This is a genomic window from Streptomyces sp. AF1A (assembly GCF_047340315.1).
GTDB lineage: Bacteria > Actinomycetota > Actinomycetes > Streptomycetales > Streptomycetaceae > Streptomyces.
Genome location: NZ_JBLEBI010000010.1, coordinates 18595 through 45301, shown reverse-complemented (window position 1 = coordinate 45301; position 26707 = coordinate 18595). Strand labels below are relative to the sequence as shown.

The following is a 26707-nucleotide window of genomic DNA, read 5'->3' as shown; positions in this document are numbered from 1 at the left end:
ATCACAGCCGGCGCAGCACCACGAGGAGGACCAGCAGCACGGTCGCGCCGGCGCACATGCCGTGGGCGACGACGGCGGTGAGCGGGAAGTGGCGCTCGGCGAAGGCGCCGCCGTGCGAGTGGCGCCCGGAGCTGGGCATCCAGCGCAGCAGCATCATGAACCCGAAGGCGGCCACGACCAGGACGACCGCGCACGCCGCCCAGGCCGAGCCCCGGACGCCGCCCACCAGGTACGCCGTCCAGGCGGCGAGCCCGGCCACGGCGAGCGCCACATGGCCGAGGACCAGCCACAGCGGCAGCCGCGTCACACCGGGCGTGCGCTGGCGCAGTCCGCCGTGGCGGATCCAGACGGCGGCGAGGTAGCCGCCCAGGGCCGCGGTCAGCAGCCACGCGCACAGAACGAAGACACGCATCGTCGTGGACCCCCTGCCCTTGGCCGGCCGCTCCCCGTTCCGGCGGAGCCGCGCGCCCCAGGACACCTCATCCGACGGGAGCAGCCCGGACATCCATCCACCAGTTCACCCGTAGGTGTGAATTTGGAGCGGAACCGGCGTGGATCGGGGCAGCGCCTCGGCTCACCGCTCGCAGGCGGTGTCCGGCTCCGACGCGCCCCCGGCCGCGCCGTCGCCGCGCAGTTCGACGCAGCACGCGTCGGGCCGTGGGGCGAGCACCGCCGTGGTCCTGTCGCTGCCGAGGCCGTGCAGAAAGCCCGCGAGGAACGCCTGGTTGACGCCGCAGACCAGCTCCGGGGCCTTGGCGGCGAGGGGATGGAAGGGGCAGTTGCGCAGCCGCAGCAACCCGGGTGCCGTGCGCTCGGGTTCAAACCCGAACTCCTCGAGCGTCTCGGCGGCCAGGGTCAGTCCCCGCTCGGCTCCGAGCCGCCCGGGGCGCGTCCGCTCGCGTTCGGCGCCGCCCAGGTCCTCTCCGCGCCGGTATGCCACGCGCAGCGCCGCGTCGCGGGCCGACTCGCCCTCCGTCTCGGTGAGGACGGCCTCGGTGAGGACGTCGGCCAGCATGCCGTAGCGGCGCTCGGGGATGCTCACCGCGATGGCCTCGGCCACCGGCTCGTACACCTTGGGCCGCCGGCCGACCTTGCGGATGCCCGCCGGGGGTTCGTAGCCGGCCTGCAGCAGACCCGCCGCCACCATCTTGTCCAGGTGGAAGGCCGCCAGCTTGCGGGAGATGCCGAGACCGTCGGCGACCTCCTCGCGCGTCACCGGCCGCCGGGTCTGCCGGATGAACGCGAACATCCGGCGCCGGGTGGCGTCGCCGAGGGCGGCCAGGGAGGTCAGCGAGGCATGGTCGAGGCCCACCTCGGCATCTTATCGACCATTGCTGTGGGCGAAAAGCGACCGCCCGGACAGCGCACGGCACCCGCCACCCCCCGGACAGCACACGACACCCGCCGCGCCCGGCCGGGCCGCTGCTGGAGACGCGCACCGCGTACTTCGGCTCCGGGCGCGTGGCCGCCGAGGCCGGCCGCCCCCGCCTGCCCGGCGGCCCGGGTCAGCGGGCCGGGCGGCCGGCGGCGGTGCGTCGGGCCTCCCCCGCCCGCCGCAGCACCTCGTCCACCGGCCACTGGTCGTAGGCGTGTTCCCCGTACTTGGCGGCGAGCACGCGGCCGTCGGCGCCGATCAGGAAGTCGGCGGGCAGCCCCAGCCGTCCCCCGTGCGGCCGGCCCGCCGGCCCCCGCTCGCACCCCCGCAGAATCGCCCACGCGCTGCGCGCCACGGCCCGGGCGATCGGCCCCCACACGCGCGGATCGAGCAGGGCGCGGGGTGCGGACTCCACGCCGAACTCGGCGTACAGCCGCTTGCCGGGGTCGGCGACGACGGCGAAGGGGAGGCCGGCGGCGTGCTCCCGCAGTTCCTCGGCGGGCGAGTGGAAGACGACGACCTCCCGGACGCCGGCCGCCTCGATCTCCGCGTGCCGCCGCACGACGGAGCGCAGGTGCAGGTTGCAGACCGGGCAGCCGGCGAAGCGGCGGAACTGAAGGTGGATCAGCCGGTCGGGGTCGGGGACCGGCACCGGGGGACCGGAGACCGGGGTGAGGGTGCGGGAGCCGATCGGCGAGCCGGGGGCCAGGGGCCGGCGGGGCGCGGACGGGGACATCGACATCTGCCTCCTTCGTAGGCGTACGTCGTACACCTACGAGCGTAGGCGTATGTCGTACGCTGTCAACCGCCATGCCACGCCCCCGTTCCCTCAGCCCCGAGCGGCTGGCCGCCGCCGCGCTCGCCGTCCTCGACCGTGACGGACTGGCCGGGCTGTCCATGCGCACCGTCGCCCGGGAACTCGGTATGAGCACCATGGCGCTCTACCGGTACGTGAAGGACCGCGAGGAACTGGAGTTGCTCGTCGTCGAGTTCGTGCTGGCCGCCGTCGACACCGCACCGCCGCCCGCCTCGCTTCCGTGGCGCGAGCGGATCGAGATCCTGGTGCGGCGGATACGGGACACACTGAGCGCGCATCCCTCCGTGGTCGCGCTGGCGGTCGCTCACCGGCACCACTCGCTCGGGGTGCTGCGCTGGTCGGAGGCGGTGCTCACCGTCCTCGCCGGCGCCGGCTTCGAGGGCGAGCGGCGGGTGGTCGCGCTGCGCGGCCTGGTCGCCTACGTCAACGGGGCCCTCCAGCTGGAGCACCTCGGCGCCCTGTCCGGCGAGGGCACACGCGCCATCTCGGCACTGCCGGCCGACGCGTTCCCGCTCATGGCGGACACCGCCCGGCAGGCCGGCCGGGTCGACGCCGAGCGGGAGTTCTTCGGCGGGCTCGCCATGCTCCTGCGCGGCATGGAGGGCTGACGCCCGGGGCCGGGCACGGACCCGCCCTCTCGGGGCGGGACCGGGTGAGCCGGGGGGATAGCGGTCGGCCGGAGCCGGACCCTGCCGGAAGACGGCGGCCGGGTGAGCCCCGGGTTCGTTACGGAAGACCGCTTCAGCAGTACGGCGGCTGGTTGGTGAGGCAGGCCGCGACCCGCATCCACACGCCGAACTGCCGGTACAGCATGCCCATCCGCTCGGGCCTGCCGCGCACCAGGCGGGCGGCCGGGTGCAGGGCCCCGGGAAGCAGGTTGCGCATCGGGCCGTGCGCGTCGTTGACAAGTGCGGTGCTCGCCCCCGCCGCCAGCGCGCCGCGCACGGCGGCGTTGACGTCCTCGGCCATCATGGAACGGCCCCGCTCGTAGTCCCGGCCGCCCGGCTGGACGTCGTCGGCGTCGACGAGCCCGGTGATGCCTTCCATGTCCACGCTCGGGTACACGCTCAGGTACACGCGCACGGCCATGGACCCTATCGGACCCTACGTATTGTAGGTTCCCAACCACCCACGGCCTCAAGGCCGTTCATACGCCTGTTCAACGGGGGACCCATGCAGGAGACGGAGACGGCACCCGGCGGGGAGGTCTGTGTACGCAGCCTCGCACCCACGCTGACCGTGCTCGTCGTGAGCCTCGTCATCGCCGCCGTCGGCGTGTACGAGTTGTGCGGCTTCGGCCTGCACAGCCTCGACCGGCGCCCGCACCTGTTCAGTGACGGCCTGGCCACCGGTGGGGTGATCGCCGCCGCGGTGGCGGCCGGTGCCGCGGTGGGCAACCTCGCCTGGACGCTGGCGGCGGCCCGGCGCCGCACGACAAGGACGGGTTAAGTCCGCACGGGGCCGAGGTAAGAGGGGTTCCCGGTACGCTCCTCTCCCGTAGACCGCGCAGCCGCAGTACCCTACACGCTGTAGGGTCACGTCCCCTGGCCCGTCCCCCTCCCCCAAGGTGACCAGTCACCATGCCCGCTCAGCCGTCGACTCTGTCCTCCCCGCAGATCCCCGCCCAGCGCGGTACGCGCCGCCCGTCCCTGCCGGCCGTGCCCACCGCCCGGCTGCGCACGGCGGCCGCCACGGCCACGGTGTGGTACCTGCGGCTGATCGCCGTGGTCAACATCCTCGCGGTCATGTCCCTGCCGTTCCGCCAAGAGGTCCACGAGCACAACACCAGCAAGCTCTTCGCCCCGCACCAGGCCCACCCGCACCACACCGGCGCCTTCTTCACGCCGTACCTGGCCACCGGCGGCCTGGTCTCCGCCGCGCTCGCGATCTTCCTGATGCTGGTGATGCGGCGCCGGAAGCGGGCCGCGTGGGTGACCAACCTCCTGCTCTCGGGACCGCTCTTCGCGCTCTACGCCGTAGGGCTGCTCACCCAGGACCGGTACGCCGACCACGTCTTCAACTGGGTCTCCGCGGCGCTGACCGGGCTGTTCGTGGCCGCTCTGCTCATCGGCCGGCGCGAGTTCAACGCGGTCGGCGACCCCTCCAACCCGAGGCTGGCGCTGGCCGTCGGGGCGGGCGGCCTGCTCGTGACGGGCGGCCTCGGCACGCTGCTGGTGCACGCCACCAACAAGCTGCCCGGCGCCGGCCTCACCGACGAGATCCTCTACACCTTCCTGCGCGGCATCAGCGTCGGCATGTTCGCCGACCGCATCGAGCATGTGCACGCCCCCCGCTGGACCGACATCGCGGTCAACGCCCTGCTCGCGGCGGCCTTCTGCGTCGTGCTGTACGCCTGCTTCCGCTCACCGCGCGGCCGCCGGCTGCTCGGCCCGGAGGACGAGCACAAGCTGCGCACCCTGCTGGACCGGCACGGCGCCCGCGACTCCCTCGGCTACTTCGCGCTGCGCCGCGACAAGGCGGCGATCTTCTCGCCCAGCGGCAAGGCGGCGGTCACCTACCGGGTCGTCGGCGCGGTCTCCCTGGCCTCCGGCGACCCGATCGGCGACCCCGAGGCCTGGCCCGGCGCCATCGAGGCCTGGCTCGCCGAGGCCCGTCGGCACGCCTGGATCCCGGCGGTCATGGGCGCGAGCGAGGAGGCGGGCACCGTCTACGCCCGGCACGGCCTGGACGCCCTGGAACTCGGCGACGAGGCGATCGTCGACATCGCCGACTTCACCCTGGAGGGCCGCGCGATGCGGGTCGTCCGCCAGGCGCACAACCGGGTCAGGCGGGCCGGGTACACCGTCCGCATCCGCCGCCACGAGGACATCCCGGCCGAGGAGATGGCGCTCCTCATCGACCGCGCCGACCACTGGCGCGACGGCGCCACCGAGCGCGGCTTCTCCATGGCCCTGGGCCGCCTCGGCGACCCGGCCGACGGCCGCTGCGTGATGCTGGAGTGCCGGGATGCGCAGGGCACACCCCGGGCCCTGCTCAGCTTCGTCCCCTGGGGCGAGAACGGGCTCTCCCTGGACCTGATGCGCCGCGACCGCGCCTGCGAGAACGGCCTGATGGAGTACATGGTCGTGGAACTCCTGCTGCAGGCCAAAGAGTTGGGCGTCCAGCGGGTGTCGCTCAACTTCGCGATGTTCCGCTCGGTCTTCGAGCGCGGCGCCCGTCTCGGCGCGGGCCCCGTCCTCCGCCTCTGGCGCTCGATCCTCACCTTCTTCTCCCGCTGGTGGCAGATCGAGTCGCTCTACCGCGCCAACGCCAAGTACCGCCCCGTCTGGGAACCCCGCTTCCTCCTCTTCGCCAAGACCAGCGACATCCCCCGCATCGGCCTGGCCAGCGCCCAGGCGGAGGGCTTCCTGACGCTGCCGAGGCTGCGGGGACGGTCGTGAGCGGACACCGCTGACCGGGGGCCACGCGCCCGAGCGTGACGCCCGGAGCGCCCCGCCCCCCAAGGAGCCCCGACCCTCCGGCCCGGACCCACCTACCCGCCGAGGGGCGCAGCCGCGCGGTCCACCGCGGCGGCGCGGAACGGCTCGGCCCGCAGGCCCGCCCGCTCGTACGCGCGGATCGCCGGCGCGTTGTCCGCATCGACCATCAGCGCGGCGCGCCCGTGGTCCCGTACCAGCGCGTCCACGACGAAGCGTGCGACGGCCGCGCCCAGGCCGCACCCCCGGGCCTGCGGATCGGTGACCACTCCGGCGAGGAAGCCGCAGGCGGGCGCGGACCAGGCATCCGCCGCGACCGCCAGCAGCGGGCCCCTGCCCCGCGCGCCGTAGGCCCCGGCCCAGCGCCGCACACCCGGACGGCCGGGCTGGGCGTAGGACTGCGGGAAGTGCCGGTCGAACAGCGGCGCCGCCGCCCGTTCCGCGTCGGCGTCCAGCCAGACCACGCCCGTCCCGGGGCCGGGCCGTACCGTCGTCTCCATCCACAGGAACGGGTCACCGGCCGACACCAGCCCGGGAGGCCCGTGCACCAGCGCGTCGACCAACCCGGCGGGGCCGAAGGGCCGGTACGTCGGACCGATCTGCGCGAGCACGTCGCGTACGAGGGGCAGCGCGTCCTCGGCGGGGCCGGCGACGGCGAGCCGGTCCCGCCCGGACAGCGCGGGACTTGCCACCGCCACGGCGGCGCCGGCGCGGAAGACACGGACACGGGACGGCTCGCGGCGAGGGCCGGCGCCCTCCGCGCCCGCATCGCCCTGCGGGGCCGAGTCACCCTGCGCCGCCCGGAACACATGCCCCTCCGCAGCCGCATCACCCTGCCCCGCCCAGACCACATGCCCCTCCGCAGCCGCATCACCCTGCCCCGCCCAGACCACATGCCCCCGGCGCTCGCGAAAGTCACCGGCCCTCACCCGTCCGCCCGGCCACCGCCCGCCAAGCCGCCGCCCACCGTGAAGCCGATGACCGAGCCGCCGCCCTCGCGCCGGCAGGCGAACGGGGCGCCGCCGTGGGCCATGGCGACCTCGCGGACGATGGACAGGCCGAGGCCCGAGCCGGGCAGGGAGCGCGCGTCGGCGGCGCGGTAGAAGCGGTCGAAGATGCGGATGAGGTCGCCCTCGGCGATCCCGGGCCCCCGGTCCAGCACCTCCACGCGGACCGTGCCCGGCCGGTCCGGCCCGGTGACGTCGACCTCGATGGGCGCCTTGCCGGACCGGTCGAACTTGGCCGCGTTCTCCACCAGGTTGGAGATGGCCCGCTGGAGCATGCCGGGCCGGCCGTCGGTCGTCGTGTCGCCGCTGGTGCGCAGCACGATCTCGCGGCCGGTTCGGCGCTGCGCGAGCCCCACCACGTCCTCGGCGATGTCGGCGATGTCCACCCGCTGCGGCGGCTCGGTGTCGGACTGCCCGGCGGCGAGGTCGACCAGCTCGTTGACCAGGTCGGTCAGCTCCCGCGCCTCCTGGGTGAGGTCGGCGACGAGTTCCTCGCGGGTGAGCGGGGGGAGTTCGTCGATGCGGCGGAGCAGGGAGATGTTGGTGCGCAGCGACGTCAGCGGGGTGCGCAGCTCGTGGCCCGCGTCCTGCACCAGGCGCCGCTGGTCCTCCTCGGACTGGGCGAGCCGCCCCAGCATCCGGTCGAAGGCGCGTCCGAGCCGGCCCACCTCGTCCAGCCCGGCGACCGGCACCTCGATGCCCAGCCGCCGGGTGCGGGCCACGTCCTCGGCCGCGGAGGTGAGGACCACCAGGCGCCGGGTGATCCGGCGGGCCAGCCACCACCCGAACAGCCCGGCCGCCACCACCACGGCCGCCATCAGGATCAGGGTCCGCTGCTGCAGTGCCCGCAGCAGGTCCTCGGTGTCGCTGAACTCCTGCGCGACCTGCACGGCTCCCCGGCCGTCGCCGAGCGAGACGGTGGCGCTGCGGAACAGGTCCTCGTCGACCCGCACGTCCTTGTGCTCGACCACCTTCCCGGCCGAGCGCGCGAGGGCCATGGCCTTGTCGTGGGAGGTGACGGGCAGGACCGGGTTGCCGTGGTCGACGATCTGGCCCTGCGCCCCCAGCACCTGGACGTCGGTGCGGGCGGGCCGGACCAGGTCGTGCCCGGGCCGGGAGGAGGAGAAGTCCTCGGGAACCATCTCGTGCTGCCGCACCTCGTCCCGCACGTCCTGCACGACCTGGCTGAACACCGACTGCTGGTCGACGCGGACCAGCCGCGCGGCGGAGCCGTACGACAGGATGCCGACGAGGATCGTGACGGCGGCGGTGACGGCCGCGAACGAGACCGCGAAGGTGGTCCGCAGGGAGACCAGCTTGGGCCGGCGCCGGGCCACCAGCCGGCGCAGGCGGCCCACTCAGTCCTCCCGCAGCACGTAACCCACGCCCCGCACCGTGTGGATCAGCTGCGGGGCGCCGGGCTCGTCCAGCTTGCGGCGCAGGTAGCCGACGTAGACGGCGAGGTTCTTGGAGCCGGGGCCGAAGTCGTAGCCCCAGATGCGGTCGTAGATCGTGGAGTGGTCGAGCACGATCCCCGCGTTGCGCACCAGCAGCTCCAGCAGCTCGAACTCGGTGCGGGTCAGCTCCAGCTCCCGCGCGCCCCGCCAGGCCCGGCGGGCCTGCAGGTCCATGCGGATGCCCGCCGCCTCCACCTGCCGGTCGGAGACCTGCACGTCCCCCCGGCCGCCCTCGCCGCCGCTGCCGCCCGGCCCGGCCGGGACCGGGCTGGTGCGGCGCAGCAGGGCGCGCAGCCGGGCGAAGACCTCCTCGACGTCGAACGGCTTGACCACGTAGTCGTCGGCGCCGGCGTCCAGGCCCGCGATGCGGTCGGCGGTCTCCACGAGGGCGGTGAGCATGAGGATCGGCGTGCGGTTGCCCTCGGCGCGCAGCACCCGGCAGACCTGGAGCCCGTCGATGCCCGGCATCATCACGTCGAGCACGAGGACGTCCGGCGGGGTCTTGTGCGCCTGTGCCAGCGCCTCGACGCCGTCGGCGACCGCCGTCACCTCGTACCCTTCCAGGGCCAGGGCACGCTCGAGGGCATGGCGGATGGCACGGTCGTCTTCGGCGAGCAGCACAGTCTGGGGCACGCACCCAGTCTGCCAAGGCCGCGGGTGGTTCGGCCGGGCCGGGCGGGCCTACGATCACCCTTTTTACCGGCCTCTCACCGTCACAGGGGCAACCGGCGGCAGTCACCTACCGTCTTCTCACCACCCGGCACCCGCCCTACTGCCCCAGCGCCGCCAACTGCTCGGCGAACGGCACGACAGCCGGCGCCGCGGCCCGCGTGGCGACCGGCATCAGCGCGGCCAGCTCCCCCGCCGCCCGCTCGATGCGCTCGGCCAGGCCCTGCGCGCCCCAGTCCTCGGACGCGGCGTAGACGCCGGTGGGCACGACCACGGCCCGCAGGAACGCGAACAGCGGCCGCAGCGCGTGCTCCAGCACCAGCGAGTGCCGGCCGGTCCCGCCGGTCGCGGCGATCAGCACCGGCTTCCCGGCCAGCGCGTCCGTGTCCAGCACGTCGAAGAAGGACTTGAACAGCCCGCTGTACGACGCGCTGAACACCGGTGTGACGGCGATCAGCCCGTCGGCCCGCGCCACCGCGTCCTGCGCGGCGGCCAGCTCCCGGCCCGGGAACCCGTTGGTGAGCTGGTGCGCGATCTCGACGGCGAGCTCCCGCACCTCGATCACCTGCACGTCCACGTCCGTCTGCCGGCCCACCGCGGCGGCCAGCCGGTCGGCCAGCAGCCGGGTGGACGACGGGACACCGAGGCCCGCGGACACCACTACGAGCTTCATGCGGCGGTCGCCTCCTTCGCGGCGAGCAGGGACTGGTGGGTCGGCGCGTCCGGCACCTGGGCCGGACGGCCGTTCGCGAACTCCTTGCGCAGCACGGGCACGACCTCCTCGCCGAGCAGGTCGAGCTGCTCCAGCACGGTCTTCAGCGGCAGCCCCGCGTGGTCCATCAGGAACAGCTGGCGCTGGTAGTCGCCGGCGTACTCGCGGAAGGACAGGGTCTTCTCGATCACCTGCTGCGGCGAGCCCACGGTCAGCGGGGTCTGGTCGGTGAAGTCCTCCAGGGAGGGACCGTGGCCGTAGACGGGCGCGTTGTCGAAGTACGGGCGGAACTCGCGCACCGCGTCCTGCGACCTGCCGCGCATGAAGACCTGGCCGCCGAGCCCCACGATCGCCTGCTCGGGCGTGCCGTGCCCGTAGTGCGCGTACCGCGTCCGGTACAGCTCGACCATCCGCTTGGTGTGGTCGGCCGGCCAGAAGATGTTGTTGTGGAAGAAGCCGTCGCCGTAGTACGCGGCCTGCTCGGCTATCTCCGGGGACCGGATCGAGCCGTGCCAGACGAAGGGGGGCACCCCGTCCAGCGGCCTCGGGGTGGAGGTGAAGCCCTGCAGGGGGGTGCGGAACTTGCCCTCCCAGTCCACGACGTCCTCGCGCCACAGCCGGCGCAACAGGGCGTAGTTCTCGACGGCGAGGTTGATGCCCTGGCGGATGTCCTGCCCGAACCAGGGGTAGACCGGGCCGGTGTTGCCGCGGCCCATCATCAGGTCCACCCGCCCGTCGGCCAGGTGCTGGAGCATCGCGAAGTCCTCCGCGATCTTCACCGGGTCGTTGGTGGTGATCAGGGTGGTGGAGGTGGACAGGATCAGCCGCTCCGTCCGCGCGGCTATGTAGCCGAGCATGGTGGTCGGGGACGACGGCACGAACGGCGGGTTGTGGTGCTCGCCGGTGGCGAAGACGTCGAGCCCCACCTCCTCGGCCTTGAGCGCGATGGCGACCATGGCCTTGATCCGCTCGCGCTCGGTCGGCGTACGCCCCGTGGTGGGATCCGGCGTGACGTCGCCGACCGTGAAGATCCCGAACTGCATGGTCGCTCACTCTCCAAGTTGTTGACCGTTCAACAACTCCTCCAACGGTCCCTCTCACCTGGATATTCCGAAGCATTCCGCAGCAACGGAGCCCCCGGCGGGCGGGCCGCGGCAGGAACCCGCCGAGCACCCCGCTCAGTGACGTGCCGCGCCCGTGCGAGGCTGCCCCCATGCCGATCCTCCGCTCCGCCGCCCTCTTCGTCGTCGCCGCGCTGTTCGAGATCGGCGGCGCCTGGCTGGTCTGGCAGGGCGTACGCGAGCACCGCGGCTGGCTCTGGGCGGCCGGCGGCGTCCTCGCCCTCGGCGCCTACGGCTTCGTCGCCACATTCCAGCCGGACGCCCACTTCGGCCGCATCCTGGCCGCGTACGGCGGGATCTTCGTGGCCGGCTCGCTCCTGTGGGGCGTGGTCGCCGACGGCTACCGGCCCGACCGCTGGGACCTCACGGGCGCACTGATCTGCCTCGCCGGGATGGCCGTGATCATGTGGGCGCCGAGGAACGGCGGCTGACCCTCGCCTACGCTGGATGCAGCCCGCAGACCGCCGCCAGACCCACAGGAGCTGCCCATGGCCCCCGCCTCCCGCATCGCCGTCGTCACCGGTGCGAGCAGCGGCATCGGCGCAGCGACGGCCCGGCAGCTCGCCGAGGCCGGCTACCGTGTGGTCCTCACCGCCCGCCGCAAGGACCGCATCGAGGCACTGGCCGACGAGCTGACCAAGGCCGGCCACTCCGCGGTGGCCTATCAGCTGGACGTGACCGACCGCGCGGCGGTGGACGAGTTCGCCACGGCCTTCGAGACCATCGGCGTGCTGGTCAACAACGCGGGCGGCGCCCTCGGCCTGGACCCGGTGGCCACGGGCGACCCGGCGGACTGGCGCACGATGTACGAGACGAACGTCATCGGCACCCTGAACCTCACCCAGGCCCTGCTCCCCAAGCTGGTGGCGAGCGGTGACGGCGTGGTCGTGGTGGTGTCCTCCACGGCCGGCCACGGCACCTACGAGGGCGGTGCGGGCTACGTCGCCGCCAAGCACGGCGCCCACGTGCTCGCCGAGACCCTGCGCCTGGAGATCGTCGGGCAGCCGGTCCGCGTCATCGAGATCGCCCCCGGCCTGGTCAAGACCGAGGAGTTCGCCCTGACCCGCTTCGGCGGCGACGCCGAGCGCGCGGCCAAGGTCTACGAGGGTGTCGCCGAGCCCCTCACCGCCGACGACGTCGCCGACACCGTCGCCTGGGCGGTGACCCGCCCCAGCCACGTCAACATCGATCTCCTGGTCGTCCGCCCCCGCGCCCAGGCCTCCAACACCAAACTCCACCGGGAGCCGCGATGACCGACGACAAGCCCGCCGACGCCCTGGAACAGCGCCGCCTCGCCCAGGAGGCCAAGGACGAGCGCAAGGTCTGGTACTTCCTCGGCTACTTCCTCTTCGGCATCCACATCGTCGCCTTCGTCATGATCTACGCGGTGCGGCACGCGAAGTGAGCGAAGGGCCGGGACCCCGCAGGAGTCCCGGCCCTTCGCCGTGCGTCAGCCCTTCACGCAGACGACCTGCTTCAGCTTGGCGACGACCTCGACGAGGTCCCGCTGCTGATCGATGACCTGGTCGATCGACTTGTAGGCGCCCGGGATCTCGTCCACGACGCCCGAGTCCTTGCGGCACTCCACGCCCCTGGTCTGCTCCTCCAGGTCCTGGGTCGAGAACCGCCGCTTGGCCGCGTTCCGGCTCATGCGCCGACCCGCGCCGTGCGAGGCCGAGTTGAAGGCCGTCTCGTTGCCGAGGCCCTTCACGATGTACGAGCCCGTGCCCATGGAGCCCGGAATGATTCCGTACTCCCCGGAGCCGGCCCGGATCGCGCCCTTGCGGGTGACGAGCAGGTCCATGCCGTCGTACCGCTCCTCGGCCACATAGTTGTGGTGGCAGGAGATCTCCGGCTCGAAGGCCGGCTTCGCCTTCTTGAACTCCTTGCGGATCACGTCCTTCAGAAGCGCCATCATCAGCGTGCGGTTGTGCCGGGCGTACTCCTGCGCCCAGAACAGGTCGTTGCGGTAGGCCGCCATCTGCGGGGTGTCCGCCACGAAGACCGCGAGGTCGCGGTCCACCAGCCCCTGGTTGTGCGGGAGCTTCTGGGCCACGCCGATGTGGTGCTCGGCGAGTTCCTTGCCGATGTTGCGGGAACCGGAGTGCAGCATCAACCAGACAGAACCGGTCGTATCCGTGCAGACCTCGACGAAATGGTTCCCGGATCCGAGCGTTCCCATCTGCTTCTGCGCCCGGTCGTGACGGAACTTGACCGCTTCGGCGACGCCGTCGAACCGCCCCCAGAAGTCGTCCCACCCGGAGGCCGCCAGGCCGTGGAAGTCGCCCGGCTCGACGGGATCGTCGTGCATCCCCCGCCCCACCGGAATGGCCTGCTCGATCCTCGACCGCAGCCGCGACAGGTCGCCCGGCAGATCGTTGGCCGTCAAAGACGTCTTCACCGCCGACATCCCGCAGCCGATGTCCACGCCCACCGCCGCCGGGCAGACCGCGCCCTGCATGGCGATGACGGAGCCGACCGTCGCGCCCTTGCCGTAGTGCACGTCCGGCATCACGGCCAGGCCCCTGATCCAGGGCAGCGTGGCGACGTTCTGGAGCTGGCGCAGGGCCACGTCCTCGACCGTCGCGGGGTCGGTCCACAGCCGGATCGGCACCCGCGCGCCCGGCATCTCCACGTACGACATGATGTCCCCAACTCCCCCTGAAATACCAAAACAACGCTTAAAAGCAGAAAAAAGGAAAAGCAGCGCCAAGCGCGACGAAAAGGGACAAGGGACCGGCGTCCACGGCGGCGCGTGCGATACACATTGTCTGCAGGGGCCGCCCCGCCGCGGCAAGCGAATAACCCGCGGGGAAACTGAGGCACCAGCACCGCAGAACCGAAGTAGCACCACCGAGCGATCCGTCGAGAGGAGCCCGACCGTGCAGCGGAAGGCGTACGTAACCGGCACCGCCGCCCTCCTCGCGGCGCTGCTGGCCGGCTGCACGAGCGGCTCCGGCGGCGACGGCGCCGCGGACAACGCCAACCCGGGCGACGCCGGCACGGCCGCGCCCGCCGCCCAGCCCGGCAAGTACCGCACCCTGCCCGAACCCTGCCGCGCGGTGAGCCACGACACCCTCGACTCGCTCCTGCCCGGCATCAAGCAGATCACCGACCCGGAGCAGCGCGACAAGGCCTACCAGGGCGAGGCGGCGCTCACCTACGACACCGACCGCAAGGTCGGCTGCCGCTGGAAGGTCCAGTCCGCCGACGCCACCGACCGGCTCTCCGTCGACCTCGAGCGCGTGGTGTCGTACGACAACACGGTCAGCGACGACGACCAGGCGAAGCAGCTGTTCGCGCAGAAGGAGTCGGCCGCCCACCTTCCGGCGCCCAGCGGCTCCCCGCAGACGGCGAGCCCGCCCCCGGCCTCCTCCCCCACGCCCACCTCCACCACGTCCACTCCGACGGGCTCCGCCGCCGCATCGGACCCCTCCCCGTCGGCGTCCGATGCGGCGGCGGATCTCCAGCCGCGCACGCTCTCCGATCTCGGTGACGAGGCGTACATCGACGACCGGGCGAACACCTCGGGTTCGACGGCCGAGCAGCGGACGGTGACTGTGGTGTTCCGCACGTCCAACGTCGTCGTCACCCTCGTGTACGAGGAGCAGCCGATGGCCGCCGGAGCGGTCCCGGACAGCAAGGAAATGCAGGACAGAGCCCGGAAACTGGCCTCTCAACTGGACGACGCGCTGGGCGGCTGAGGGCCGCCGCGGCCCCATCCGCCGCTGCGCGCAAAGCGCTCGAACGGAAAACGCGCCTCTCCTTCACCGCGTACGGTGGCCCCGCAGGAACCCCCACTAGTACCGAGCGTCATGAGTGAAGGAACCATGCAGCGAGCAGCCATGCGAGACGACCGTGCCCAGCGATCTCAGCGAAGCAGGCGCCTGAGCCGCGCTCTTGTCTGCGCGGCCGCCGTTCCCGCGATACTGATCACCGCTGCCTGCTCGTCGGACTCCGGCGATGCCAAGGCCAAGGGCGCCGGCGAGGGCGCGCAGCAGTCGGCGGGCGGCGGCACGCAGTCCTCCTCGAGTGCCTCCCCGACCGTGCAGGCGGCCGTGTTCAAGAAGCTTCCGGACGCGTGCGCGGCGCTGTCGGGCAAGACCCTGACCGCCCTGGTGCCGAAGGGCGCGAAGGCGGCCAAGAAGGGCAGTTCGGACGATCCGTCGTCGCGTGCCTCGTGCTCGTGGAGCAGCCTGGACAACAACGGCGTCAAGGGATCCCAGTTCCGCTGGCTGAACGTCTCCCTGATCCGCTTCGACTCCGACGCCACGCTCGGCAGCGGCGACGCGCAGGCGCACACGTACTTCACCCGGCAGGTCAAGGACGCCCAGGGCGTGGACGGGGCGAAGAACCCCAAGTCCGAGCCGGTGTCCGGGGCGGGCGCGGAGTCGACGGTCGTGCGCTACGACCTGAAGAAGAAGGAAGGCCTCTTCAAGCAGCAGACGGTCGTGGCCCGGCTGTCGAACGTGGTCGTCACCGTGGACTACAACGGCGCGGGCCTCGCGGGCGACAAGACCCCGAGCGCCGACGACCTGACCAAGTCCGCGGAGAAGGCGGTCAGGGAGGTCGTGGCGGCGGTGTCGTCCGCCAACGGCTCGTCCTCACCGGCCTCTTCCGGTGCGACGGCCCCGGCCTCGAAGTCCCCGTCGAAGTCGCCGTCCAAGTCCGCGTCGCCGTCGCCGTCCAAGTCGTCCTCTACCGGCGCTTCTCCGTCCAAGTCGTCCGGCGGGAAGAGCTGACCGAAAGGGCTTACGACCCGACCGGCAGTACGTAGGGCGTACACGTGTGCCACCCTGTTGCGCGCAACAACACGCAAGGGGAGGGGAGTACGAGTGGCCGCGCCACCGCAGCTGACTCGGATGCACCGCATACTCATCGGCGTGGTCGTGTCCGGCGCCTTGATCATCGCCGGCATCGGCTTCGCCGGCTCGTACGCGGCCGTCCGTGAGCTGGCCATCAAGAAGGGCTTCGGGAACTTCTCCTATGTGTTCCCGGTCGGCATCGACGCAGGCATCTGTGTCCTCCTGGCCCTTGACCTGCTGCTGACCTGGATCCGCATCCCCTTCCCGCTGCTGCGCCAGACGGCCTGGCTCCTGACGGCGGCGACGATCGCCTTCAACGGGGCCGCCGCCTGGCCGGATCCGCTGGGCGTGGGCATGCACGCGGTGATCCCGATCCTGTTCGTGGTCGCCGTCGAGGCGGCCCGCCATGCCATCGGCCGGATCGCCGACATCACGGCCGACAGGCACATGGAGGGCGTCCGCCTCACCCGCTGGCTGCTCTCCCCGCTCCCCACCTTTCTGCTCTGGCGCCGGATGAAGCTGTGGGAGCTGCGCTCGTACGAACAGGTCATCAAGCTGGAGCAGGAGCGTCTGGTCTACCAGGCCAGGCTGCGCAGCCGGTTCGGCCGGGCGTGGCGCCGCAAGGCCCCGGTGGAGTCGCTGATGCCGCTGCGCCTGGCGCGGTACGGGGTGCCGCTGGCGGAGACGGCGCCGGCGGGGCTGGCGGCGGCGGGGATCGAGCCGGCGCTGCTGCCGCCGGCGCCGCAGCCTCAGCTGACGGCGTCCCACGGCGCCACGGGCAGTGGTGCCGCCGGGGCGGCGCCCATGCCGCAGCAGACGGCACCCTACGGCCCGCAGTACCCGCAGCCCCCCGCCGAGGTGGACGAGCAGAGCCCGTGGTTCCAGGCTCCGCGCGAAGTGGAGTACCACGGGGGGTACGACCCCAGCTACGACCCGATGATGCAGGAGCCGCAGTACGCCCCCGAGGAGCAGTACGAGGAGTGGTACGAGGAGCAGCAGCCGGAGAACTTCCAGCCGCCCTCCGGCGAGGAGACCGGCAGCTTCCCCGTCCCGGCGGGCCCGAACCGCACCCGGGAGCTGGGCGAGGGCGGCGGCACCCCGGCGCCGGAGCCGACCGAGGAGGACTACTACCAGGTCTTCAAACAGTCGATCAACGGCAGCGGCTACCCGACTCCGCGCGAGTTCAGTGACAACGTCGAGGCGACGTACGGCGCCCCCGTCCCCGACGCCGAGGCCAAGAAGATGGTCATGCGCTTCCAGAACCGCCACACCGCGGAGTTGGAGGACGACCACATCGCCTAGCGACAACGGCGCACGGAGAGACGGAAAAGACGGAAAAAGGGGCCCCCGGACGAGGGCCCCTTTCCCGTACTGCTCCCTGTCGCTTCCGTGCCGCTTACGCGCCCAGCAGCTTGCGCACCCGCTCCTGGCCCACGGCGAGCAGCAGGGTGGGCAGGCGGGGCCCGGTGTCCCGGCCGACCAGCAGGTGGTACAGCAGGGCGAAGAAGGAGCGCTGGGCCGTCTTGATCTCCGGCGGCAGCTCCTTCGGCGTCGCGTCGGCCGGGAACCCGGCCTGCACCTTCGGCACCCCGTAGACGAGGTGGGTCAGCCCGTCGAGCGACCAGTGCTCGGCGAGACCGTCGAGCAGCAGCCGCACCGACTGCTGGGAGGCCTCGTCGAGGGACTTCAGCAGCTCGGTGTCGGGCTCGTCGCGCACGATGGTCCGCTGGTCGGCGGGGACGTGCGTGTTGATCCACGCCTCGGCCCTGTCGTACCGGGGACGGACCTCGTCCAGCGAGGCCAGCGGCTGGTCGGGGTCCAGCTCGGACAGGATGCGCAGGGCCTGGTCCTCGTGTCCGGCGGTGATGTCGGCGACGGAGGCGAGGGTGCGGTAGGGCAGCGGGCGCGGTGTCTTCGGCAGTTCACCGGCGGCGGTGCCGACGGCACGGGTGTACGCGGCCACGTCGCCGGGCAGGGCGGAGCCGTCGGCGACCTTGGCGGCGAGCTTGTCCCACTCGTCGTAGAGCCGCTGGATCTCCTGGTCGAAGGCGATCTTGAAGGACTGGTTGGGCCTGCGGCGGGCGTACAGCCAGCGCAGCAGCTGCGGCTCCATGATCTTCAGCGCGTCGGCCGGGGTCGGGACCCCGCCCCGCGAGGACGACATCTTCGCCATGCCGGAGATGCCGACGAAGGCGTACATCGGCCCGATGGGCTGCTTGCCGCCGAAGATCCCGACGATCTGGCCGCCGACCTGGTAGCTGGACCCCGGCGAGGAATGGTCGACGCCGCTCGGCTCGAAGATCACGCCCTCGTACGCCCAGCGCATCGGCCAGTCGACCTTCCAGACCAGCTTGCCGCGGTTGAACTCGCTGAGCTTGACGGTCTCCGTGAAGCCGCACGCGGTGCACGTGTACGACAGCTCGGTGGTGTCGTCGTCGTAGGAGGTGACCGTCGTCAGGTCCTTGCCGCAGTTGCCGCAGTACGGCTTGTACGGGAAGTACCCGGCGGAGCCGGAGCTGCCGTCGTCCTCGGACGCGGCGCCGGAGCCCTCCTCGGCCTCCAGCTCGGCCGCGTCGACCGGCTTCTGCTGCTGCTTCTTCGGCGCCTTCTTCGTGCGGTACTGGTCGAGGATCGCGTCGATCTCGCTCCGGTGCCGCATGGCGTGCAGGATCTGCTCGCGGTACGCGCCGGAGGTGTACTGCGCGGTCTGGCTGATCCCGTCGAACTCGACGCCGAGCTGGGTCAGCGACTCGACCATCGCGGCCTTGAAGTGCTCGGCCCAGTTGGGGTGCGGGGAGCCCTTGGGGGCGGGCACCGAGGTGAGCGGCTTGCCGATGTGCTCGGCCCAGGACTCGTCGATCCCCGCGACACCCGCCGGGACCTTGCGGTACCGGTCGTAGTCGTCCCAGGAGATCAGGTGCCGGACCTGGTAACCGCGCCGCCGGATCTCGTCGGCGACCAGATGGGGGGTCATCACCTCGCGGAGGTTGCCCAGGTGGATGGGTCCGGAGGGGGACAGCCCGGACGCGACGACGACCGGTTTGCCCGGGGCACGGCGCTCCGACTCTTCGATGACCTCATCCGCGAAACGGGAGACCCAGTCGGTGGTCTCGGTGCTCTGAGCCACGATCGGCACGTCCTTCTTTCTCCTCGGGCAGCCGGTACGGTCCAACACGGCTGACCGCTCCATTGTCCCAGGTGGGGCCGCAACCACGAAAACGCCTTTTCAACGCGTTGGACGGCGCGGCCCGGGCCGGCGTTCACTCACGGACCGGAAAATTCGCTTTACCCCCCGTGGGATACTGGCCGGGACCATCCATCCCCACGAGGAGAACGGCACCCCTTCCTATGGCCTCGGTCACGTCCCTGAGCGACTCCGTCCAGCAGCAGCTCGCCTCCGCCCTCTCGGCCGCCCTGCCGGAGGCCGCCGGTGCGGACCCGCTGCTGCGACGAAGCGACCGGGCGGACTTCCAGGCCAACGGGATCCTGGCGCTGGCGAAGAAGGCGAAGGCGAACCCGAGGGAGCTGGCGACGCAGGTCGTCTCCCGGGTGGCCACCGGCGACGAGCTGATCAAGGACATCGAGGTCTCCGGCCCCGGCTTCCTCAACCTCACCATCGCGGACAGGGCGATCACCGCGAACCTGGCCGCGCGGTACGCGGACGAGACCGGCCGCCTCGGCGTGCCGACCGCCGCGAACCCGGGCACCACGGTGATCGACTACGCCCAGCCGAACGTGGCGAAGGAGATGCACGTCGGCCACCTGCGCTCCGCGGTGATCGGCGACTCGGTGGTCCAGCTCCTCGAGTTCACCGGCGAGAACGTGATCCGCCGGCACCACATCGGCGACTGGGGCACCCAGTTCGGCATGCTCATCCAGTACCTGGACGAGCACCCGCACGAGCTGGACCACAAGGAGGCCCGGGTCACCGGCGAGGAGGCGATGTCGAACCTCGACCGCCTCTACAAGGCCGCGCGCAGGAAGTTCGACTCCGACGAGGAGTTCAAGACGAGGGCCCGCCGCCGCGTCGTCGACCTCCAGGCCGGCGACCCGCACACCCTCGCCATGTGGCAGAAGTTCGTGGACGAGTCGAAGATCTACTTCTTCTCCGTCTTCGAGAAGCTGGACATGGAGATCCGGGACGCGGACATCGTCGGCGAGTCGGGTTACAACGACATGCTGGCCGAGACCTGCCGCCTCCTGGAGGAGTCCGGCGTCGCCGTGCGCAGCGAGGGCGCCCTGTGCGTCTTCTTCGACGACATCAAGGGCCCGGACGGCAGCCCGGTCCCGCTGATCGTCCAGAAGTCCGACGGCGGCTACGGCTACGCGGCCACGGACCTGTCCGCGATCCGCGACCGCGTCTTCAACCTCAAGGCGAACACCCTGCTGTACGTGGTCGACGCCCGCCAGGCCCTGCACTTCAAGATGGTGTTCGAGACCGCTCGCAGGGCCGGCTGGCTGAACGACGACGTCACGGCGTACCAGTTGGCCTTCGGCACGGTCCTCGGCAAGGACGGCAAGCCGTTCAAGACGCGTGAGGGCGAGACCGTCCGCCTGGTGGACCTGCTCGACGAGGCGATCGACCGCGCGTCGGCGGTCGTCCGCGAGAAGGCCCAGGACCTCTCCGAGGAGGAGATCGCCGAGCGGGGCGCCCAGGTGGGCATCGGCGCGGTCAAGTACGCGGACCTGTCGACGTCGGCGAACCGAGACTACAAGTTCGACCTGGACCAGATGGTCTCGCTCAACGGCGACACCAGCGTGTACCTGCAGTACGCCTACGCCCGTATCCAGTCCATCCTGCGCAAGGCCGGCGAGGTGCGCCCGGCGGCCCATCCGGAGCTGGCCCTGGCGGACGCGGAGCGGGCCCTCGGCCTGCATGTGGACGCCTTCGCGGAGACGGTGGCGGAGGCGGCCTCCGAGTACGCCCCGCACAAGCTGGCCGGGTACCTGTACCAGTTGGCGTCCCTCTACACCTCGTTCTACGACAAGTGCCCGGTCCTGAAGGCCGACACCCCCGAGCAGGTCGAGAACCGCCTGTTCCTGTGCGACGTCACGGCCCGCACGCTGCACCAGGGCATGGCGCTGCTGGGCATCAGGACGCCCGAGAAGCTCTGACGGCTACCGCTCGTCCGCATCGGCCCCGGCCCGGTCCTCGGTCCGGGGCCGATGCGCGTCCAGGAGTTCCCGGGTGAGGCGCACCAGGGACTGCCGCACCGAGTCCGGTTCGAGGACGCGCAGCGGGGTCGCCAGGCCGAGCAGGTAGCGGGCGAGACCGTCCGGGTCGGGTCCGCCGATGTCGACGAGGGTCGCGTCCGGACCGTCGGGGCGGTGGGCGCCCACCGTGGGCGGGATCAGCCGCAGCGCCTGCTTCAGGGGCAGGGGGAGGCGGATGGTCGCGGACAGCGGGTAGGGGCCGTTCGCGGTGTTGCGGGAGACCAGGAGCGCCGGGTCGGGCGGGTCGATGAGGTCGGCGGGCCGCCCGGTCGGCTGGAAGCGGTCGACGCGATCGGCGCGGAAGGTGCGCCACTGGCCCCGGGCCACGTCCCGCGCGACGACGTACCAGCGCCGGCCGGTGTGCACGAGCCGGTACGGGTCCACGTCCCGGACCGTGGACCTGCCCTCCCCGTCGGTGTACGACAGCCTCGCCCGCTCCCCGCGCCGGCAGGCGACGGCCAGCTCCAGCAGCAGTCCGGGCCTGATCCGCGGTCCGCCGTCGCCCGGCAGGCGTACGAAGGCGTCGTCCAGCTCGCCGAGGCGGTCCGCGACGTGCCGTGGCAGCACCTGGCGCAGCTTCAGCAGCGCCGACAGGGCCGCCTGGTCCCCGCCGAGCGCGTCGCTCAGCGCCGCCTCGCGCAGGCCGACGGCCACGGCCAGCGCCTCCTCGTCGTCGAGGATGAGCGGCGGCACCCGGGAGCCGGCGCGGAGGCGGTAGCCGCCCCAGGGGCCGGCCTCGGAGTCGACGGTGTAGCCGAGGTCCCTGAGCCGCGCCACGTCGCGGCGGACGGTGCGGTCCGTGACGTCCATGCGCTCGGCCAGCTCGCCGCAGGTCCAGGACGGGCGGGCGGACAGCAGGGACAGCAGCCGCAGCAGGCGGGCGGACGAGCTGAGCACGGCGGGAAGTCTCGCACACGCGGCGCACAACCAGGACCGGAACTGTCCTGGTCGCCCTCTACCCTCCTGACCATGACATCGGAAACCTCATCCGCACCCGCGTTCCGCTTCGCCGCCGTCACCTTCGACTGCGCCGACCCGTCCGAAATGGCCCGTTTCTACGGCGAGTTGCTCGGCATGTCGGTGCTCTTCTCCAGCGACGACTTCGTGTTCCTCGGCAAGGAGGGCTCGACCGGGCTCGGCTTCAACCGGCTCACCGACTACCGCCGGCCCACCTGGCCGGACCCCGCCCAGGAGAAGCAGGCGCACATCGAGCTGGGCGTGGACGACCTGGACGCCGCGGAGAAGCGGCTGCTCGAACTGGGCGCCACCAAGCCCGCCTTCCAGCCGGGCGAGGACCGCTGGCGGGTCCTGCTGGATCCCGCCGGACACCCGTTCTGCATCACCACGCTCGTCTGACGCTCGCCGGCCAGGGCGTGGTCCGTGGGGGCGCCGGGCTGCTGTCAGTGGGGGCGCCTACAGTCACCGGCATGGCGACTCTTCCCAACCCTCTGCCCCGGCTGGCCACCGACCCCAGCGGGCGCTCCCTCGGGCTGCACCTGCCGCCCGGCAGGCTGGTCGACGCGACGGCCGAGGGCCCCTGGCCCGAACCCCTGTTGTGGCATGCGGAGAAGCCGGCCGCGCCGGGCACGTGGAAGGCGCTGGGCGCCCCCGCGGCCCGCGTCGGCCTGCTGTCGGTGCTCGTGGACGCCGGCGGGCGCGACAGCGTGCCTCAGGAAGGCCCGGGAAGCTGGGAGTTGATGCCGGAACTGGCGTCGTATCCGGGCGATCACGACGCCGAGGACGTCCTCGCCGACTACTGGGGCTACTGGGAGGCGGAGGACGCGGAGGCGATGGGCAAGGTGGTCGAGCCCTTCGGGGCCGCGTGGCCGGGGCTCGCGCCCGCGCCCACCCCGACCGCGGACCCCGGCACGCGCGCGGCCCAGGTGGCCGACCTCGTCACGGGCGACGGGGCCGGGTGGTTCGACGCGGCGCGTCTCGCGCTGGTGCCGGCCCGCCGGTCCGCCGACATACCGGCGGCGATCGGCTGGAGCGGCCCGCTGAACCACGACAACGACGTGGCCCGGCTGTGCGCGGTCCTCCGCTCGTGGGAGGACCGCTTCGGCATACGGGTGGTGGGGCTCGGCTTCGACACCCTGCTGGTGTCCGTCGCTGCGCCGCCGGCCACCCAGGAGGTCGCCGAGGCCGTGGCGGCCGAGCACTTCGCCTTCTGCCCGGACAACATCACCCAGGGCCGGGCGAGCGGTCTGCGGGACTACGCCAAGGGCCTGGTCGGCGCCCACCTGTGGACCTTCTGGTGGGACTGAGGCCAGGGCCCGCGCCCCACCGCCCGCGCCCCCGGCCCGGCCGCGGTGAGCGGCGGGCCGGGGGCGCGGGCGGTGCCGAGTCCGGCGGCGGTGGCGGCCGTTACGCGAAGGCCGGGGCCTGCTTCGGGTTCGGGCCGAACTTGTTGTCGCCCGCCTGGCTGTCCGTGCAGTAGAAGACCAGCAGGGTGATGGGGCCGACGAGCGGGATGATCCCGAAGAGGATCCACCAGCCGGAACGGCCCGTGTCGTGCAGGCGGCGCACGGTGACGCCCCACGCCGGCAGCAGGAAGCCGAGCGCGGGGATCGCGACGAGGTAGACCGCGTGGGCCGCGAAGCCGACGATCCCGAAGACGATGTAGATGATGTACGCGAACAGGAAGAACAGCCAGTACTCCTTGCGGCGCGCACGCCCGCTGAAGACCGCGTACTTCTTGAGCGCCTCGATGAACCAGTTCACTGCAAACCCCCCCGGGGATCGTTGCTCGGCCCCTCCGAACGGATCGGGCCAGGCGCAGAGAGTAAGGGGTTTGGCAAGAGCACGTAAATCGAACCGGCGCACGGCCCAAACGTCGAATTCCGGACAGATGCGCGCAGAGGATCGCACTGTTCAGGCCGGGCCACCCGGACGTTCCCGAAACCGAGTTCGTTCCGTTGCCGAACCGAGCGGAGTCCGTGGCCGGCCCGCCGCCCTTTCGGTACCGGACCGATCCCGGACCGTGTCCTTCAGCGCAGCTTCCGCGCCACCTCGGTCGCCCAGTAGGTGAGGATGGTCCGCGCGCCCGCCCGCTTGATGCCGGTCAGGGTCTCCAGGATGGCGCGGTCGCGGTCCACCCAGCCCTTCTCGGCGGCGGCCTCGATCATCGAGTACTCGCCGGAGATCTGGTAGGCGGCCACGGGCACGTCCACGCTGTCGGCGACCCGGGCGAGGACGTCGAGGTACGGGCCGGCCGGCTTGACCATCACCATGTCCGCGCCCTCGGCCAGGTCCAGCTCCAACTCCCGCAGGGACTCACGCCAGTTGGCCGGGTCCTGCTGGTAGGTCTTGCGGTCGCCCTGGAGCGAGGAGGCGACGGCCTCGCGGAAGGGGCCGTAGAAGGCGGAGGAGTACTTGGCGGTGTAGGCGAGGATGGCCACGTCCTCGCGCCCGATCTGGTCGAGCGCGCCCCGGATGACGCCGATCTGGCCGTCCATCATCCCGCTCGGGCCGACGACATGGGCGCCGGCGTCGGCCTGCACCTGGGCCATCGCGGCGTACCGCTCCAGGGTGGCGTCGTTGTCGACCCGGCCCTCGGCGTCCAGCACCCCGCAGTGCCCGTGGTCGGTGAACTCGTCGAGGCACACGTCGGACATGACGAGCAGGTCGTCGCCGACCTCGGCGCGCACGTCGCGCAGGGCGACCTGAAGGATCCCGTCCGGGTCGGTCCCGGCCGTACCGAGGGCGTCCTTCTTTCCCTCCTCCGGCACGCCGAAGAGCATGATCCCGGAGATCCCGGCCTCCACCGCCTCGGCGGCGGCCTTCTTCAGGCTGTCCCGGGTGTGCTGCACGACCCCGGGCATCGCCCCGATCGGCACCGGCTCGCTCGCGCCCTCGCGGATGAAGGCGGGAAGGATGAAGTCGGCGGGGTTCAGTCGCGTCTCGGCCACCATCCGCCGCATGACGGGCGAGGTCCGCAGCCGCCGGGGACGCGTACCGGGGAAGGATCCGTACTTCGTCATGCCCTCTACGCTACGCCCGCGCGGCCCCCTCCTTTGCCGACGGCCTGTCGGCCCGCACCCGCCCCATAGCGGGACATAGCGGCACCCTCATACGAAGCCTTTGCGCTCCCCTGGACATCCCTGGATCCTCCGGCCTCCCCAGCGTTCTACGCGCGCGGTGTCATGCACGCGCCACCCCCACTCGGCCGCTGACAGGAGTCACGCATGCTGCGGAAGGCAGCGTGGCCGAACCGGTGGCCCAGACGATCGAGACGACGTTCAACGGCGACTATGCGGGGGGTACGGCGGCGTAAGGGGCGTGCGCCCGGCGGGCGCTGCGGTGCCCGCCCGGCGCTCGGCGCTCGCCGAGGCCCGTGCGCATCCGGGATGCATGGGGGTGGTGCTCACGCGGCTCGCACCCCTTGGCCCAGCACCGTCCGGTCCGCCCTGCAGTCGCGACAGAGGCCGGGGCGTGGGGCGCGGAAGGGGCGGTCGCAGCCGTCGCAGTCCTGGAAGGGATCGGGCCGACGGACGGCGCCGGATCGCGTCTCCGCGTTCGGTGGTGACGCGCTGGGGGCGGGGAGCGGCACGGGCAGCAGCTCCCTGAGGCGGTAGGCGATCAGGCTCGCAGCGCTCTTCAGGTCGGCGGGAAGGTCGTCGGTCAGTTTGCGGTGAAGCACCGCTGCCGACACCCCGTGATCGAACCAGGCGATGACGGCCGGCACGAGCCGGTCCACGTCGCGGCGGGTGAGGAGGAGGCGGTCGTCGGTCCGGCGGAGACCTGCAAGGAAAGTGGCGGCCCTGTCGTACCGGCGGTCGCGCGGACCGTGCTCTGCCGGGGGCGCGGTCGGCTCGGGAGGAGCCGGGGGCACTGCGGGTGCGGGCGCGGGTTCGGGCGTGTGCGGGTGAGGGGGGTGGTCATCCTCCTCGGGCGCTGTCGGAGGGGTGGTGCCCGTGCCAAGCATGCGGTCGCCGGTACGACGGCTCGCCGGGGGGCGTCCGGCCACGCGAACGGGTGCGGCGGCAGCGGCAACCGGTGTGTGGTGGGCGTACGTACGAGTGACCAGCCGGCCCGACTCCGTGTGCTCGCGGACCCGCTCCAGGTAGCCGCACGCCTCCAACTCCCGCAGCGCGGACGCGATCCGGTCCCGCCCTTCGGGGAAGCGGTCCGCGAGGCTGCGGATGTCGACCGGGGTGCCCTCGGGCACCGACAGGATGTGGGTCGCGAGTCCGATCGCGGTCAGCGACAGCTCGCGGTGCTGGGCGAGGTGGTTGCCGATGACGACGTACTGGCCGGACTGGTACGTGCGTACGTGGGTGACACCGGAGTGGGTGGTGGATCGCCGAACAGCGTGAAGCGGGCGCGGGGTGGCGTTAGGCTTCTTCTCAGCCATGGGGAAGAGGCTCCATCTTCCTCGTTGGTCAGGCCCTCGCACTGGGATTGCCGTCCCGGCGGGGGCCGATGCATGTGCGGGCTTGTGGAGGCGGTGGCGTGCCTCGGGGCGAGACTGCACGCCCGAACCGCATATGCGCCAGCCACACCGGCCTGTTTCACCCAGCCGAGTGATCTACGCGTGGTTTGGTGGGGTTGGTTGGTTATTTCCCTGGGTTCTTTGGTCTTTTACCGCCCGACGCCCCGGCCCGCCTGCGACCGGGGCACGCCTTTCCCGGCGCCGGTCGCCGGATCCAGTTCCGCCCACACCGTCTTGCACGGCACCGGGCCGAGCCGTACGCCCCAGCGGTCTGCCAACTCCTCGACCAGCAACAGGCCGTAGCCGGATTCTGCCGGTGCGGCGGCGGACGTCTGCCGGTCCGGCAGTACGTCCCCGCGCGTATCGGTGACCTCGATCCGCACAACGCCCTCGGCCGTCATCGTGAGAGCGAGCCGGAAGCTCCGTCCCGGCACCCGCCCATGGAGCGCGGCGTTCGCCGTCAGCTCGGCGACGATCAGCCGGGCGGGGTCCAACGGCAGCCCCCAAGAGCGCAGTTGCTCGGTCGCCAGCAGTCGGCCGAGTCGTGCGCCGCGCCGGGTCGCGGAGAGGGGCACGCAGAACTGGCGCGCCACAAGGGGGAGGGTGGAGATTTGCTCGTTCACGTCACTCAGCGTGTCCGCACATGCTTAGCCTGTGAAGAA

27 protein-coding genes and 1 pseudogene are annotated in these 26707 nt (G+C 72.1%); 12 read left to right on the top strand and 16 right to left on the bottom strand.

Going from position 1 to position 26707, the window contains the following annotated elements:
• Position 1: 1 nt before the first annotated feature.
• From ACLU3S_RS05430 to ACLU3S_RS05420, 3 genes are all read right to left on the bottom strand, one after another.
• A complete protein-coding gene (locus ACLU3S_RS05430) occupies positions 2 to 412 on the bottom strand; it encodes a hypothetical protein (protein ID WP_413950571.1) in 411 nt (136 codons plus the stop codon).
• Between the two features lie 162 nt (positions 413 to 574).
• Positions 575 to 1312: a helix-turn-helix transcriptional regulator gene (locus ACLU3S_RS05425; RefSeq protein ID WP_413950570.1), complete on the bottom strand. Its 738-nt coding sequence runs from the start codon at positions 1310 to 1312 to the stop codon at positions 575 to 577.
• A gap of 193 nt (positions 1313 to 1505) precedes the next feature.
• Positions 1506 to 2111: a peroxiredoxin-like family protein gene (locus tag ACLU3S_RS05420; RefSeq protein ID WP_413950615.1), complete on the bottom strand. Its 606-nt coding sequence runs from the start codon at positions 2109 to 2111 to the stop codon at positions 1506 to 1508.
• A gap of 74 nt (positions 2112 to 2185) precedes the next feature.
• Here ACLU3S_RS05420 and ACLU3S_RS05415 point away from each other — a divergent pair, with 74 nt between their 5' ends.
• Positions 2186 to 2800, top strand: coding sequence for a TetR/AcrR family transcriptional regulator (locus ACLU3S_RS05415; protein WP_413950569.1), 615 nt, complete (start codon positions 2186 to 2188; stop codon positions 2798 to 2800).
• 199 nt (positions 2801 to 2999) lie between these two features.
• On the opposite strand, the pseudogene ACLU3S_RS05410 reads toward ACLU3S_RS05415, so the two are convergent.
• Positions 3000 to 3281, bottom strand: a pseudogene (locus ACLU3S_RS05410) (M55 family metallopeptidase); the annotation flags it as partial.
• Positions 3282 to 3365: 84 nt separating this feature from the next.
• On the opposite strand from ACLU3S_RS05410, the gene ACLU3S_RS05405 reads away from it, so the two are divergent.
• Together ACLU3S_RS05405 and ACLU3S_RS05400 are read left to right on the top strand one after the other, a co-directional pair.
• Positions 3366 to 3641 carry a hypothetical protein gene (locus tag ACLU3S_RS05405; RefSeq protein ID WP_413950568.1) on the top strand — a complete coding sequence of 92 codons (276 nt, stop codon included), beginning with the start codon at positions 3366 to 3368 and terminating at the stop codon, positions 3639 to 3641.
• Between the two features lie 131 nt (positions 3642 to 3772).
• The gene (locus ACLU3S_RS05400; protein ID WP_413950567.1) at positions 3773 to 5593 is read left to right on the top strand and encodes a phosphatidylglycerol lysyltransferase domain-containing protein; all 1821 of its coding nucleotides are present in this window, start codon (positions 3773 to 3775) and stop codon (positions 5591 to 5593) included.
• 92 nt (positions 5594 to 5685) lie between these two features.
• On the opposite strand, the gene ACLU3S_RS05395 is transcribed toward ACLU3S_RS05400, so the two are convergent.
• The 5 genes from ACLU3S_RS05395 to ACLU3S_RS05375 form a co-directional block, all read right to left on the bottom strand.
• Positions 5686 to 6438 (bottom strand): GNAT family N-acetyltransferase, encoded by a 753-nt coding sequence (locus ACLU3S_RS05395; protein WP_413950566.1) that lies wholly within the window; start codon positions 6436 to 6438, stop codon positions 5686 to 5688.
• A gap of 116 nt (positions 6439 to 6554) precedes the next feature.
• Positions 6555 to 7994, bottom strand: a complete 1440-nt coding sequence (locus ACLU3S_RS05390) for an ATP-binding protein (protein WP_413950565.1) — start codon at positions 7992 to 7994, stop codon at positions 6555 to 6557.
• A complete protein-coding gene (locus ACLU3S_RS05385) occupies positions 7995 to 8714 on the bottom strand; it encodes a response regulator transcription factor (protein WP_413950614.1) in 720 nt (239 codons plus the stop codon).
• Positions 8715 to 8862: 148 nt separating this feature from the next.
• Complete coding sequence (locus ACLU3S_RS05380) at positions 8863 to 9435, bottom strand: CE1759 family FMN reductase (protein ID WP_413950564.1); 573 nt, start codon at positions 9433 to 9435, stop codon at positions 8863 to 8865.
• The gene (locus tag ACLU3S_RS05375; RefSeq protein WP_413950563.1) at positions 9432 to 10517 is read right to left on the bottom strand and encodes an LLM class flavin-dependent oxidoreductase; all 1086 of its coding nucleotides are present in this window, start codon (positions 10515 to 10517) and stop codon (positions 9432 to 9434) included. The genes ACLU3S_RS05380 and ACLU3S_RS05375 overlap by 4 nt, the downstream gene beginning before the upstream one ends.
• A 170-nt stretch (positions 10518 to 10687) precedes the next feature.
• On the opposite strand from ACLU3S_RS05375, the gene ACLU3S_RS05370 reads away from it, so the two are divergent.
• From ACLU3S_RS05370 to ACLU3S_RS05360, 3 genes are read left to right on the top strand one after another with little or no spacing between them, the layout of a single operon-like run.
• A complete protein-coding gene (locus ACLU3S_RS05370) occupies positions 10688 to 11026 on the top strand; it encodes a YnfA family protein (RefSeq protein ID WP_413950562.1) in 339 nt (112 codons plus the stop codon).
• 57 nt (positions 11027 to 11083) lie between these two features.
• Positions 11084 to 11848, top strand: coding sequence for an SDR family NAD(P)-dependent oxidoreductase (locus tag ACLU3S_RS05365; protein WP_413950561.1), 765 nt, complete (start codon positions 11084 to 11086; stop codon positions 11846 to 11848).
• Positions 11845 to 12000 (top strand): hypothetical protein, encoded by a 156-nt coding sequence (locus ACLU3S_RS05360; protein ID WP_413950560.1) that lies wholly within the window; start codon positions 11845 to 11847, stop codon positions 11998 to 12000. The genes ACLU3S_RS05365 and ACLU3S_RS05360 overlap by 4 nt, the downstream gene beginning before the upstream one ends.
• A gap of 45 nt (positions 12001 to 12045) precedes the next feature.
• Here the strand turns inward: ACLU3S_RS05360 and ACLU3S_RS05355 are convergent, their stop codons facing one another.
• Entirely contained in the window at positions 12046 to 13239 is a 1194-nt protein-coding gene (locus ACLU3S_RS05355) for an RtcB family protein (RefSeq protein ID WP_413950559.1), read from the bottom strand.
• Positions 13240 to 13477: 238 nt separating this feature from the next.
• Here ACLU3S_RS05355 and ACLU3S_RS05350 point away from each other — a divergent pair, with 238 nt between their 5' ends.
• The 3 genes from ACLU3S_RS05350 to ACLU3S_RS05340 all read left to right on the top strand — a co-directional run bounded on the left by ACLU3S_RS05350 (position 13478) and on the right by ACLU3S_RS05340 (position 16702).
• The gene (locus tag ACLU3S_RS05350; protein WP_413950558.1) at positions 13478 to 14299 is read left to right on the top strand and encodes a DUF3558 domain-containing protein; all 822 of its coding nucleotides are present in this window, start codon (positions 13478 to 13480) and stop codon (positions 14297 to 14299) included.
• Between the two features lie 141 nt (positions 14300 to 14440).
• Positions 14441 to 15337: a DUF3558 domain-containing protein gene (locus ACLU3S_RS05345; RefSeq protein WP_413950557.1), complete on the top strand. Its 897-nt coding sequence runs from the start codon at positions 14441 to 14443 to the stop codon at positions 15335 to 15337.
• Positions 15338 to 15457: 120 nt separating this feature from the next.
• Positions 15458 to 16702 (top strand): DUF2637 domain-containing protein, encoded by a 1245-nt coding sequence (locus ACLU3S_RS05340; protein WP_413950556.1) that lies wholly within the window; start codon positions 15458 to 15460, stop codon positions 16700 to 16702.
• Positions 16703 to 16796: 94 nt separating this feature from the next.
• Here ACLU3S_RS05340 and lysS read toward each other — a convergent pair whose 3' ends face one another.
• Positions 16797 to 18536, bottom strand: a complete 1740-nt coding sequence (gene lysS / locus ACLU3S_RS05335) for a lysine--tRNA ligase (RefSeq protein WP_413950555.1) — start codon at positions 18534 to 18536, stop codon at positions 16797 to 16799.
• Between the two features lie 212 nt (positions 18537 to 18748).
• Between lysS and argS the strand changes: the two genes are divergently transcribed.
• Entirely contained in the window at positions 18749 to 20515 is a 1767-nt protein-coding gene (gene argS / locus ACLU3S_RS05330; protein WP_413950554.1) for an arginine--tRNA ligase, read from the top strand.
• Between the two features lie 3 nt (positions 20516 to 20518).
• Here argS and ACLU3S_RS05325 read toward each other — a convergent pair whose 3' ends face one another.
• A complete protein-coding gene (locus ACLU3S_RS05325) occupies positions 20519 to 21511 on the bottom strand; it encodes a helix-turn-helix transcriptional regulator (protein WP_413950553.1) in 993 nt (330 codons plus the stop codon).
• A gap of 72 nt (positions 21512 to 21583) precedes the next feature.
• On the opposite strand from ACLU3S_RS05325, the gene ACLU3S_RS05320 reads away from it, so the two are divergent.
• Positions 21584 to 21970 (top strand): VOC family protein, encoded by a 387-nt coding sequence (locus ACLU3S_RS05320; protein WP_413950552.1) that lies wholly within the window; start codon positions 21584 to 21586, stop codon positions 21968 to 21970.
• A 71-nt stretch (positions 21971 to 22041) separates the two neighbouring features.
• On the top strand, positions 22042 to 22878 hold the full coding sequence (locus ACLU3S_RS05315) for a DUF4253 domain-containing protein (protein ID WP_413950551.1): 837 nt from the start codon (positions 22042 to 22044) through the stop codon (positions 22876 to 22878).
• Between the two features lie 100 nt (positions 22879 to 22978).
• Here ACLU3S_RS05315 and ACLU3S_RS05310 read toward each other — a convergent pair whose 3' ends face one another.
• The 4 genes from ACLU3S_RS05310 to ACLU3S_RS05295 form a co-directional block, all read right to left on the bottom strand.
• On the bottom strand, positions 22979 to 23335 hold the full coding sequence (locus ACLU3S_RS05310; protein WP_413950550.1) for a DUF805 domain-containing protein: 357 nt from the start codon (positions 23333 to 23335) through the stop codon (positions 22979 to 22981).
• A gap of 266 nt (positions 23336 to 23601) precedes the next feature.
• A complete protein-coding gene (gene hemB / locus ACLU3S_RS05305) occupies positions 23602 to 24594 on the bottom strand; it encodes a porphobilinogen synthase (protein WP_413950549.1) in 993 nt (330 codons plus the stop codon).
• A 383-nt stretch (positions 24595 to 24977) separates the two neighbouring features.
• On the bottom strand, positions 24978 to 25967 hold the full coding sequence (locus tag ACLU3S_RS05300) for a helix-turn-helix domain-containing protein (RefSeq protein WP_413950548.1): 990 nt from the start codon (positions 25965 to 25967) through the stop codon (positions 24978 to 24980).
• Between the two features lie 227 nt (positions 25968 to 26194).
• Positions 26195 to 26668 carry an ATP-binding protein gene (locus ACLU3S_RS05295; protein ID WP_413950547.1) on the bottom strand — a complete coding sequence of 158 codons (474 nt, stop codon included), beginning with the start codon at positions 26666 to 26668 and terminating at the stop codon, positions 26195 to 26197.
• Positions 26669 to 26707 lie beyond the last annotated feature (39 nt).